Origin of the sequence: Hymenobacter gelipurpurascens (assembly GCF_900187375.1) — a bacterium.
Taxonomy (GTDB): domain Bacteria; phylum Bacteroidota; class Bacteroidia; order Cytophagales; family Hymenobacteraceae; genus Hymenobacter; species Hymenobacter gelipurpurascens.
Genome location: NZ_FYEW01000001.1, coordinates 2,343,441 through 2,355,382, shown reverse-complemented (window position 1 = coordinate 2,355,382; position 11,942 = coordinate 2,343,441). Strand labels below are relative to the sequence as shown.

Sequence of the window (11,942 nt, the reverse complement as noted above, 5' to 3'; positions counted from 1 at the left end):
TGCGGCTTTACGTCACCTCGTCCGAACTAAACCCTAAGTAGTTGTAGTTCTCGTGCCAAATTGGCACTGATTAGGGCTTTGGCAAGTTCCTTGCGCCCGGTGCCGCTACGTATGTCCTCAAGATTCAACCCATTCCGACGATTTCAAGCGAAAATGGCTGACGATAAAACACCCCAATCCGAAGAAACTCAATTCGACCAAACCGCTGATCATGTAGCTGGTGAACTGCCCCAAGAGCCTAATGCCCCCGAAATAGGGGAGGTAGAAGGTCCGGAGGGACAGCAGACGACAGGCTCCAAAACGGAAGCCGAGTTGGCGGATCTGAAGGATAAATACCTGCGCTTGGCCGCTGAGTTTGAAAACTACAAGCGCCGCACCACCAAGGAGCGCGCTGATTTGTTCAAGACTGCTAACCAGGAGCTAATGGTAGCGTTGCTGCCTGTGCTTGATGATTTCGACCGGGCTCGTCATCATACCAAAGACACCCAGGATGCCAACGCCGTGCGCGAAAGCATCGAGATTATTTCCGGCAAGCTCCAGAAAACGCTCAACCAGAAGGGCCTTGCCCCCATGGAAGCGAAAGGTGGCGCGTTTGATCCTGATCTGCACGAAGCCATTACCCAGATTCCGGCTCCCTCGGAAGACCTGAAAGGAAAAATCGTGGATGAGGTAGAGAAGGGCTATTACCTCGGCGACAAGGTGATCCGTCATGCCAAAGTGGTGCTAGGCCAGTAATTGTAGTTGCACAGGCTGACGAGGCCTGACTGATGTTGTAAGTAAGAAATGGCAGCGAAGCGAGATTATTACGAGGTGCTGGGCGTAGCCAAAAACGCGGCGGCGGATGAAATCAAGAAGGCCTACCGCAAGGTGGCCATCAAGTTTCACCCCGATAAAAACCCCGACGACCCGACGGCCGAAGACAAGTTCAAGGAAGCCGCAGAGGCCTACGAGGTACTATCGGACCAGAACAAGCGTGCCCGTTACGACCAGTACGGCCACCAGGGCATGGGCGGCAACGGCGGTGGCCCGAACATGGAGGACATTTTCTCTCAGTTCGGCGACATCTTCGGGGGCGGCGGCTTCGAGGGCTTCTTTGGCGGCGGTGGCCGCGGTCAGGGCGGTCGGCGCGTACGCAAAGGCTCCAACCTGCGCATCAAGCTGAAGCTCGATCTGGAGGAAGTAGCCAACGGCGTCGAGAAAAAGATTAAGGTGAAGCGCTACGTAGCTTGTACCACCTGCACAGGCACTGGCGCCAAAAACGGCACCGACCTGCGCGACTGTGGTACTTGTCATGGCCAGGGCCAAGTGAAGCGTGTGGTAAACACCATGCTAGGCCAAATGGTGAGTACCGCTACCTGCCCCACCTGTAACGGCGAAGGCAAAGTGGTAACCAGCAAGTGCGATGTCTGCCACGGTGAAGGCCGCCAGCTCCACGAGGAGGTTATTCCAATCAATATTCCGGCTGGCGTAGCGGAAGGCATGCAGCTTTCCATGAACGGCAAAGGCAACTACCCCGAGCGCGGCGGTGTGGCCGGCGACCTGCTCATTCAGATTGAAGAGGAGCCGCACGAGCTGCTGAAGCGCGACGGCAACAACATCATGTTCGAGCAGTACATCTCGTTCGTAGATGCCGCTTTGGGCGCGAGCATTGAGGTGCCGACCATTGAGGGCAAGGTGAAAATCAAAGTAGATCCCGGTACCCAGCCTGGTAAGATCCTGCGCCTGCGTGGCAAAGGCATCAAAGACCTCAACGGCTACGGCCGCGGCGACCAGCTTATCCACCTCAGCGTCTGGACGCCGAAGAACGTGACCGGCGAGGAGCGGGAGCTGCTGGAGAAGCTGCGCAATGCCCAGAATTTCACCCCGAACCCCGGCAAAAACGAGAAAGGCTTCTTCGAGAAAGTGAAGGAGTACTTCCAGTAAGCACGGATGTAGACGGATTCGTCGAATTTCACGAATTCTGATTAAAGCAAACAGCCCGCTTTCCTACAGAGGAAAGCGGGCTGTTTGCTTGTAGGCCGGTTAAGAGGTGGCCTAGCCTTTCTGTATCAGTTCAATGGCTTTTTCCAGCACCTCGTCGCGGCCTGCCTGAATGCCGGCCGGAGTAGGGTAGGCCTGTACATCAGGCACGATGCCCACGCGTTGGGTTTCGCGGCCATTAGGATAATAGACGCCAGTACCACTGATGCGGGTTACTAAGTTGCCAGGCAGTACAATTCGGGTTACGTCTCCATCGGCACCGGCGGTAGGGCTACCCAGGATAATGGCGTGTGGGGTAGCGCGTAAGGCCATGGCCGCATATTCGGCCAGGCTAAGGGAGGTTTCATCTACAAGCACTATCAGCTTGCCCGTATATGGTTTGCCGATGGGTTTCAGGAATTTGCCTGGAAACCACAGGAAGCGACCGGGGTAACTGGTATCAAACTTGGCAAACTTGGTGAAAGCCTTGGGCTTCTTGAGGAAATAGCCCGGTAACTGCTGCGTTGCGGCGAAATCTATCGGGTAATTCCGGATGTCAATCACTAAGCCTTTGGTGTTCTCGAAGGCGCGGAAGATGGGAGGTAGCTGTTGCTTCCTGGTTTTGGCCATCGTCAGGTAACCAATATCAGGCTTCAGAAATCGGTAGGCGCTGTCGGCGGGCAGGGGAGTTACGGGAGGTAGCTTATCCAGCAGATAACGCGGGGCCGATATGGTCAGGGGCTTTCCAGCGCGCAAGAGCTTTAGCTGTGCCTGGTCGGTGTTGCCACGAAGTATATCCGAGGCCAGCATACGCAGTTGGCCCGCTTCATTGGAGCCCGGGGTAAGTGGCAGGCGCTGCTTCAGGATATCTTCTACAGCTACTCCATCAATATGCGTGAGAATGTCGCCGGGTTCCAACGGGGGCCGGGGCACCAGGCCATCTTGCCGCACCCGGAGCACCACCGCTTGTCTGTTGATGAATTTGACCGCCGCTGGTACAATGTAGGTGCCTGTGTACTGGTCCAGAGTAGCATCGGGGTTGAGGGTGGCATGGCCATCATGGATGCGGGCCAACAAACGTAGTGTGACTAATCGATACTGGAGCGCATCGGAGGCTTCTACAAACTGCGGCAGAAACTCGGGTAGCACCTGTTGCCAGTTATCCCCGATGGCGTATTTATAAGGGAAGAAATACTGAATCATGTTCCAGTAGCGGAACAAGGCTAGAATGCGTAGGCCTGCATCGGGGTAGGTATGCGTGGCATAGGCTTCTTCGTGCTTAAAACCGGGGCTCAAGGCGTTGCCTTGGGCTACATAGTAATGAGGGCCTTGGTTTCGGTTATTTTTTAGGTAGTCTAGTTGCTGTTGAAACTCAGGGGTATAAAGGTTTTTATTTGTTAGCCACGCCAAATCGGGCTCCTGGCGCACAGGAAAGGCAGGCCGTTTGGTGCAGGTAGCGCACGGGGCAACGGGACCGAGTTTGGTAATCCACTGGCCTAGCAAGGCACTACGCTCGGCTGTGGTGCGGCTGGCCAAGGCAGCAGGTAAAACCCGAAACAACTCCTTGTCCCAATCGACTTGCCCCGCGGCCACTACCGGATGGTAATACTTCACGAAGCCCCAAACCTGGCCTAGCGCCGTCAGATTCTCAAGTTGCTGCGCCGTTAGTTTGGCTAAGACAAGTCCGGAGCCTTGCTGGAAAGTAGTGTCAAGTAATGCCTTGTAAACAGGTGCCTCCGTATCGGCCGCCGGGGTTTGGGCCTGGGCCACTAGGCCTAGCAACACTCCTAGGCCACTTAGCAGGCCTGCTCGCGAAAAAATGCGCATAAGAAATAGCACGAATGAATAAGTGAAGTTGAATTCAGGAGTAAGATGGGCAACCGGCGGATAAAGTTGGTTGGTAGTATGGAAATAGTTGGCGCTAGGCCATCAGGAGGCTGAAAAACAGGCGCTGAAAAATATTTTCGGCAACAGCTGTAATGAGTAGCCTAGCGCGCCGACTCATGTAGTGTACATTGCTTCCTTCGCCTCTTCGCTGTGCCTACATCTACTTCTGCTGAGCCTTTCGTGTCCCAGGTGAATGCGCACCAGCCGATGCTCCTGCGCATTTGCCGGATGTACTGCGCCGACGCCGACGACCGCCAAGACTTATACCAAGAGATTGTGCTGCAGCTCTGGCGGGCGTACCCACACTACGAGGCACGAGCCAAGTTCAGCACCTGGCTCTACCGCGTGGCCCTGAACGTGGCCATCTCCAACCTGCGCCAACGCACCCGCCGGCCTGCGCCTGAACGCTTCGGAGATACGATTCCCGACATAGCCCCGCCACCCGACACGGGCCCCGATGCCGACGACCTAGGACAGTTATACCAGGCCATCGAGCGGCTCTCGGATGTAGAAAAGGCCTTTGTGCTGCTCTACCTGGAGGAGCGGACCTACGAGGAAATGGCCGATATCCTCGGCATCACCCAAAACCATGTGCGTGTGAAAATGCACCGCGTGCAGGACAAGCTTCGCCAATTGCTAACCCAACCCGCCTGATGGAACTCGATGATTTTCGCCGCCGCTGGCAGCAGCCCGTTGAACCTTCCCAATCTTCTTTAACCGAACAAAAACTACGCACCATGCTTACTTCACCCTCTTCCGCAAATCCTCTGCTCAAACTGAAAAAAAATGCCTCTCAGGAGCTAAACTGGATAATAGCCGTTTTTGCCGTAAGCGGGTTTAACGCCCTATTCTTCGCCCGCAACTTGCCGAACCTGCAGCTATTTGTGCTGGGTACCATGGTGATGTTGGTAGGGGTAGGCGTGATAGTTTATCAGCGGCTGCAGGTGTTGCGGGAAATGGAGCAGCAGCACGAGAACCTGTACCAGTCCCTGAAAAATCGCATTGCCCGGTTCCGGCACCTGATGCGTTTGCACGACTATATGGGGGTAGGCGCCCTGGCGCTGGTGGTGCTGGCGGCGGCGCTGGCCCGGCAAACCGATTTGCTGAAGTACCTGCAGCCTTCCGGCATCGACTGGGGCTGGCACTGGCTGGTGGCAGGCATGGGCGTGGTGGCGGTACTGGGGCTTATGTATGCGGGGTACGCGGTAGGCAAGCTGGAGCACCAGCGCCGCTACGGCCGCTACCTCGACCAACTGGAAGCCACCCTACGCGAGTTAGAGGCCTAAAGCAGCCTGTTGGTTGAAATACATCCTATAAGACATAGTAAAAATTCTACATTCGCTGTAGATCAAAACACTACTCAACTAATGGCCGCGCAACCTATTCTTCAAGCCATTGATGTGCACAAGGCCTATGCCGCGCACGTTGCTCTCAATGGCGTTAGTCTTGACATTCCGGAAGGCAGCATTTTCGGGCTACTGGGCCCCAATGGCGCCGGCAAAACCTCGCTCATCCGCATCATCACCCAGATTACCGGTGCTGATTCCGGCGAAATCCGCCTGCGGGGTGAGCGCCTCAACCCCAGCCACATTGGCCAGATTGGGTACTTGCCCGAGGAGCGAGGCCTCTACAAAAAAATGAAAGTAGGGGAGCAGCTCCTGTACCTGGCGCGCCTGAAGGGCCTGAGTCGTAATGATGCTACCCTGCGCATCAAGGCCTGGCTGGAGCGTCTGGATATCAAGGCGTGGGCGGAGAAGAACGTCGAAGACCTCTCCAAGGGCATGCAGCAAAAGGTGCAGTTTATTGCCACGGTATTGCATGAGCCCAGCATTATTATTCTGGATGAGCCTTTCTCGGGCTTCGACCCCATCAATGCCAACCTCATTAAGGACGAGATTCTGAAGCTGCGCGATGGCGGGGCTACCATTATCTTCAGTACGCACCGCATGGAGTCGGTGGAAGAACTCTGCGACAATATTGCCCTAATCAACCGCAGCCGCAAGGTGCTCGATGGTACTGTGCGCGACATCAAGGACACCTTCAAAACTCAGACCTACGTGGTGGAAGGCAAAGGCCGCCCCATGGTGCTGCACCCCGATTTTGAAGTGCTGGAACATCATGAGCGCGAAAACGACCACTTCTACGATATCATTAAGCTCCACGCCGGCACCACGTCCAACGACCTGCTGCGCTACCTCATCAACAATGTAGAGGTACATGCCTTTAAGGAGCTGATACCCAGTATCAATGATATCTTCATTCGTCGGGTGCAGGAAACGATGCCCGAAAGCCTGCTAGAAGCCACCGTTTAATTTCCTCAGCCGCATCATGGACAAAATCATACTCATATTTCAGCGCGAATACCTCACGCGGGTACGCAAGAAGAGCTTTATCATTATGTCGCTGATTGGGCCGCTGCTGACGGTAGCCCTGTTTGCGGTGCCTGTGCTCATCGCCAAGATGTCGGATGGCGGCAAGGTGGTGGCCGTAGCCGATGCTGGCGGCATGTTCGCCGAAAAGTTGCCCGAAGACAAGGAGGATATCCGCTTCACCCGGGTGTCGTCGGACTTGCCCACCGCCAAAGCGGAGTTTCAGAAGGCCAAGTACGACGCGCTATTGTATGTGCCGAAGCTGGACCTAGCCAACCCCAACGGCTTTCAGGTGTTCTCGCGCAAAGGGCTAGGCCTGTCGCTGGAGCGGGACATTAAGCGCGCCGTAGACAACGCGGTGGAGACTAAGCGCCTGAGTGAGGCTGGCATCAAGCGTGCGGTGCTCGACAACATGAAATCCAACGTAGATCTGCAAACCGTGAGCCTGAGCGATGACGGCGAACGGAGCTCCAGCACGGGCATCAGCACCGGCGTGGCCTACTTCTGTGGTTTCCTGATTTACATGTTCATCTTCATCTACGGCATCCAGATTATGCGCGGCGTGATGGAGGAGAAAACCAACCGCATTGTGGAAGTGGTTATTTCCTCCGTGAAGCCCTTCCAGATGATGATGGGCAAAGTGCTCGGAATTGCAGCCGTTGGTTTCACGCAGCTAGGCCTCTGGGTATTGCTGTCGATAGGTATCAGCTCGGCTATGGCAGGCTCCATGAGCCCAGATGCCATCGTACAAAACCGGGTTGAGCGCGTAAATACCGCATCCGGCGCTTCTGCCACACAGGTCAAAGAGACGAAAGAAGAAGGCAACAAAATCATGCAGGCATTCAAGCAGGCCGATCTGAACGTGCCCTTGCTCGTCGGCTGCTTCCTGTTCTACTTCCTGGGCGGTTATCTGTTCTACGGGGCGCTTTTCGGAGCCATTGGCTCGGCCGTGGATAGCGAAACCGATACCCAGCAGTTCATGCTGCCCGTGACGATGCCGCTGGTGCTCACCTTCGTGGTGTCGCAGGCCATCCTGACTACCAACCCCAACGGCTCAGTGGCCTTCTGGATGTCGATGATTCCCTTTACCTCACCCATTGCTATGATGATGCGCCTGCCCTTCGGCGGCGTACCCATGTGGCAGCTAGGCCTCTCGATGCTGTTCCTGGTTATCGGGTTTGTAGGCGCCATCTGGTTGGCCGCCCGCATCTACCGCGTGGGTATCCTAATGTACGGCAAGAAGGTGACCTACGGGGAGCTCTCAAAGTGGATGTTCTATAAGGGCTAGGCCACTCTCCCAACATGGTTCAGCCCGCTTACTTGCATACTGCAGCCCCGGTAGGGTTAGCCGTTGCCTTTGGCGCCATCACGCTCGGAACCGTATTGTGGTTCTGGCTGGCGGTGCGCCGGGCTGCTCCTAAAGCTGTAGGAGCCGTGTTGCTAGGCCTGGCAGCATGGCTGGCTGTGCAGGCCGGGCTGGCAGTGCAAGGGTTTTATCAGGAGCTGGCGCCTAGGCCACCGCGCCTGTTACTATTCGCCATTCTGCCGACGCTGCTGGTGATGGGGGCGCTGTTTGCTACCAAACCCGGTCGACGGTTTCTGGATGCCCTGCCGCTAGGCCACCTGACGTATCTTAACGTGGTGCGCGTGCCGGTGGAGCTGGTATTATATGGGTTGTTTCTGGCGGGGCAAGTGCCGCAGCTGATGACGTTTGAAGGGCGCAACTGGGATATTGTGGCAGGACTCACGGCGCCGCTTGTAGGCTTTTGGGGTTTCACGCACCCCCGTATTTCCCGGGCAACATTGCTGATCTGGCATGTGGTAGCGCTGGCTTTGCTCCTCAATATTGTAGCGTGGGCCATCCTGTCGTCGCCAATGCCCCTGCAGCAGGTTGCCTTTGAGCAGCCCAATGTGGCTATCCTGAAGTTCCCTTTCGTGTGGCTGCCGGCTGTAGTGGTGCCCATCGTGTTGTTGGGGCATCTGGTAGCCATTCGGCAACTGGCGCGGGCGCAGATGACGCTGCCCGGCTATGCTGGTAAAGCCGTGGCCTAGGCCACTTAGTAACCAAATACGAAAGCCCCGGTTGCTGTTGTAAGGCAGCAGCCGGGGCTTTGTTGTGTACTTTCGCCGCTGGCCGTTGCCACTCTATGGCCGCCTTTGTTTTGCTTCTTTATGATCCGGAAATTCCTGTTGCTCCCCCTGTTGTGCCTGCTTTTTAGCTTCACCATGAAGGAAGACAAGCCCGCGTACCGCTTATTCAGAAGTAATGGCAAACCAGTGGCCTACGACAAAATGCTCCGGCAGCTGGCCGCCGCCGATGTCGTGTTCTTCGGGGAGCAGCACAACGACCCGATTGCGCACTGGCTGGAGCTGGAGCTCACCAAAGACTTGCTACGCCTGAAACAAGGGCAACTGGTGCTGGGCCTGGAAATGTTTGAGCGCGATGTGCAGCCTCTCGTCGATCAATACGCCACGGGTGAGCTATCTGACAAAGAATTTGAAGAGCAAAGCCGCCCCTGGCCCAATTACGCCACCGACTACAAGCCCCTGCTGCAACTAGCTAAACAGCAGAAATTCCGGGTGGTGGGCACCAACGTGCCGCGCCGCTACGCCTCGCAAGTTGCGAAAGGCAGCCTTACGGTGCTGAATGAACTGCCCACGGAGGAAAAAGCCTGGTTGATGCCGCTGCCGCTTACCGTCGATTATGAGCTGCCCGGCTATAAGAACATGGCCAAAATGTTCGGGGGCGATGCCGCCCATGCGGCGGGCGTGCAGAATATCATTCAGGCCCAGGCGCTCAAAGACGCCACCATGGCCCACTTCCTCAACCAGGCCCGCCCCGAAGGCCACCTGCTGCTCCATCTCAACGGCAGCTACCACTCCGATAACCATGATGGTATACTGGCTTATCTGCGTCAGCAAAACCCGAAGCTAAAGGTGCTCACCATCAGCACGGTGCTGCAGGAACAGATGGGCAAGCTGGAGAAGGAGCATGAGCAGAAAGCCGATTTTGTGCTGGTGGTGCCCCAAGACATGACCAAGACGTACTAAAGAATATCCTAGGCCAGTATTGCTGCGTTTTGTAAGTGCCCGTGCACCATTCTGGGTGGCCTAGGCGTAGAATATGCTCATCCATAACCCCTCCGCCATGCTTTCCACGCAGAATTACTCAGCGCTTCCCAACCGAGAAACCATGCAGCGCGTCTGCAAAGCCGTGGCTGCCCTCGATGCCATGCTTTCGCCGGAGTGGGAGTACCGGTACCACACCTATAATGCCGAGTGGGCGGAAGGAGAGGAGGTTTTTGAGATGAACGATGGCGAAGGCGACCAGATGCTGGTGCTATTTCGGCCCGAGGGCTGCGTCATTAATGGCTTTGGGCTGGGGTGCGAGGAAATTGATAAAGAGCAGTTGACCGACGACCTGCCTCCGCATTTTCACGAGTTTATATTCGGAGAGCCTGTTGCGTCTATCGGCACCACTTTCTGCCTCTGGACCTCCGAATCGGGCGAGTGGCAAATCAGCCAGAATGCTGTGGCTGAAGATGCCTCGGAGGAGATGCTGAACGTGCTTGATGGCAACCCGCAGACCTATCAGGAGTGGGCCGAAGAATATTTTGAATCGGAAGCGCTGCCCGCAAAAGGGATTTCCCCGGAAGCCATAGCGCAGGTATACCAGGGGCAGCCGCTTACCCGAGAGCTGGTAGAGCGCATCTCCCGGCAAGTAACCGACTGGGAGCAACTCCGCGAAGATCTGACGGAAATCAAGTATCCTTTCTCGTTCTAGCGGCAGCAAGTTTTTCTCAAGCACCCTCGGCGCAGCGGCTTCCGCAGATTGAATAAAACCTGTAAGTCATAATTTTTTTAGGTGTTTTTTAACTGATTATCCGGTCGCGCTGTCAGCCTAATGGTTTGGGCCGCAGGCCGGATATGCGGCCCGTGTGCGTGTGCAGTAAGTGAGTAAGGAAGAGGCGAAAAGCGTGTTTTGGTGCGATGAAGTGATTTTTAGGGCTTGTGTTTCGGGTTAGCTCCCAGGTATATTAGAGAACCGCGACCCGCTTTTGGCCGGTTTCCCTTCCTGCTTTCGGTAGTGTATTCTGTTAGCGTAAGCAGCTGGCAACAGCTGATGCGTTTTGGAGAAAACCAGGATGAGAAAACGGCCACTGTGGGTTCTGGTACCTATTGCCCCGCTCCATACTTCCACCAAACCACCAAAACACCATGAAAAACAGGCTACTTTCTACCCTCGGCGCGGCCGCGTTGGCGCTGCTAGGCCACTCCACCGCCCATGCCCAAACCTATCAGCAGGTCTGGGCCGATGAGTTTACCACCGGCATCAGCTCCAGCTGGGTGTTTGAAACCGGCGGCGGCGGCTGGGGCAACAACGAGAAGCAGTATTACCAGCGCGCCAACGCTACCGTGGCCAATGGTATTCTGCAGATTACAGCCAAGAAGGAAAATGTAGGCGGCATGCCCTATACCTCTTCCCGCATGAAAACGCAGGGCCTCAAGGAGTTTAAGTACGGCAAAGTAGAGGCCCGCATGAAGCTGCCGCTAGGCCAGGGGCTGTGGCCCGCCTTCTGGATGCTGGGAGCCAACATCAACACGGTGAGCTGGCCAGCCTGCGGTGAGATTGACGTGATGGAGCATATCAACGCCGAAAACAAGGTGTACGGTACCGTGCATTGGGACAGCAACGGCCACGCCGAATACGGCGGCAACATCATCACCACGCCTCAGGACTACCACGTGTACTCCATCGAGTGGGAGCCCACCTACATCCGCTGGTTCGTGGATGGTACCAAGTACCACGAAATCAACATCACCAACGGCACGGGCGGCACCGAGGAGTTTCAGCGGCCCTTTTTCCTGCTCCTGAACCTGGCCGTGGCCGGCAACTGGCCCGGCCAGACCGTGGATGAAAGCAAGCTGCCCGCCACCATGTACGTAGATTACGTGCGGGTATACCAGAAAAACACGACCACCACGCCACCACCTACGGGTACCTCCATCACCATTCAGGCGGAGGCCTACAGCTCCATGAACGGGGTGCAGACGGAAGCCACCACCGATACCGGCGGCGGGCAGAATGTGGCCTACATCGATGCCGGCGACTGGATGGCCTACAACAATATCAACTTCCCCACCTCAGGCACTTACAACATTGAGTACCGCGTGGCCAGCCCCAGCGGCGGCACGCTGTCGTCGGATTTGAACGCGGGCTCTATTCAGCTCGGTAATACCACCATTCCGGCCACCGGCGGCTGGCAAAACTGGACCACCGTTTCCAAGACCGTGAACGTGAATGCAGGTACCTACAACTTCGGCGTGTTTGCCCAAACCGGCGGCTGGAACCTCAACTGGATTCGGATTACCAAAACCACCACGGCTACGGCTACGGCCACGCAAACGGCGTCCATACTGAGCACGGAATCAGCCGCTGGCACGCGCGCAACAGGCCTACAGCTATATCCCAATCCGGTAGAAAATGGCAACCTGCGCATCCAGGCCGATGCGACGCTGGCGGGTAGTCAGTACCAGATTGTCGATGGCGTGGGGCGCACCGTGAGCAGCGGACGGCTCCAGACGGAACGCATCGATGTGTCGGGGCTCAAGACTGGGGTGTATCAACTGACCCTCCTTACCGCCGATAACCAACGCCTCACGCAACGCTTCGTCAAATAGCGTTTGCCAGGTCTGTCTTTCTGAGCTTGTTAGTAGGCACTGCCA

At 56.2% G+C, this 11,942-nt stretch carries 11 protein-coding genes; 10 read left to right on the top strand and 1 reads right to left on the bottom strand.

Translation table 11 applies throughout. The features are described 5' to 3' along the window. Nucleotides 1-153 precede the first annotated feature (153 nt). Nucleotides 154-735 (top strand): nucleotide exchange factor GrpE, encoded by a 582-nt coding sequence (locus tag CFT68_RS09985; protein WP_088843278.1) that lies wholly within the window; start codon nt 154-156, stop codon nt 733-735. Nucleotides 736-783: 48 nt separating this feature from the next. Next, nucleotides 784-1,923, top strand: coding sequence for a molecular chaperone DnaJ (gene dnaJ, locus CFT68_RS09980; protein WP_088843277.1), 1,140 nt, complete (start codon nt 784-786; stop codon nt 1,921-1,923). Between the two features lie 111 nt (nt 1,924-2,034). Here the strand turns inward: dnaJ and CFT68_RS09975 are convergent, their stop codons facing one another. Continuing rightward, a complete protein-coding gene (locus tag CFT68_RS09975; RefSeq protein WP_088843276.1) occupies nt 2,035-3,786 on the bottom strand; it encodes a S41 family peptidase in 1,752 nt (583 codons plus the stop codon). 210 nt (nt 3,787-3,996) lie between these two features. Between CFT68_RS09975 and CFT68_RS09970 the strand changes: the two genes are divergently transcribed. The 8 genes from CFT68_RS09970 (at nt 3,997) to CFT68_RS09935 (ending at nt 11,897) form a co-directional block, all read left to right on the top strand. After that, nucleotides 3,997-4,500, top strand: a complete 504-nt coding sequence (locus CFT68_RS09970) for an RNA polymerase sigma factor (protein ID WP_245815331.1) — start codon at nt 3,997-3,999, stop codon at nt 4,498-4,500. 83 nt (nt 4,501-4,583) lie between these two features. After that, nucleotides 4,584-5,132, top strand: a complete 549-nt coding sequence (locus CFT68_RS09965) for a hypothetical protein (protein WP_141106510.1) — start codon at nt 4,584-4,586, stop codon at nt 5,130-5,132. Nucleotides 5,133-5,213: 81 nt separating this feature from the next. Beyond that, nucleotides 5,214-6,158, top strand: a complete 945-nt coding sequence (locus CFT68_RS09960; protein WP_088843274.1) for an ABC transporter ATP-binding protein — start codon at nt 5,214-5,216, stop codon at nt 6,156-6,158. A 16-nt stretch (nt 6,159-6,174) separates the two neighbouring features. Then, on the top strand, nt 6,175-7,503 hold the full coding sequence (locus CFT68_RS09955) for an ABC transporter permease (protein WP_088843273.1): 1,329 nt from the start codon (nt 6,175-6,177) through the stop codon (nt 7,501-7,503). A gap of 32 nt (nt 7,504-7,535) precedes the next feature. Then, nucleotides 7,536-8,267, top strand: coding sequence for a hypothetical protein (locus CFT68_RS09950; protein WP_212590382.1), 732 nt, complete (start codon nt 7,536-7,538; stop codon nt 8,265-8,267). 120 nt (nt 8,268-8,387) lie between these two features. Beyond that, nucleotides 8,388-9,266: a ChaN family lipoprotein gene (locus CFT68_RS09945; RefSeq protein ID WP_170934754.1), complete on the top strand. Its 879-nt coding sequence runs from the start codon at nt 8,388-8,390 to the stop codon at nt 9,264-9,266. Nucleotides 9,267-9,363: 97 nt separating this feature from the next. Continuing rightward, nucleotides 9,364-9,999, top strand: a complete 636-nt coding sequence (locus CFT68_RS09940; protein ID WP_141106509.1) for a hypothetical protein — start codon at nt 9,364-9,366, stop codon at nt 9,997-9,999. Nucleotides 10,000-10,433: 434 nt separating this feature from the next. Next, on the top strand, nt 10,434-11,897 hold the full coding sequence (locus CFT68_RS09935) for a carbohydrate-binding protein (protein ID WP_088843270.1): 1,464 nt from the start codon (nt 10,434-10,436) through the stop codon (nt 11,895-11,897). Nucleotides 11,898-11,942: the final 45 nt, after the last annotated feature.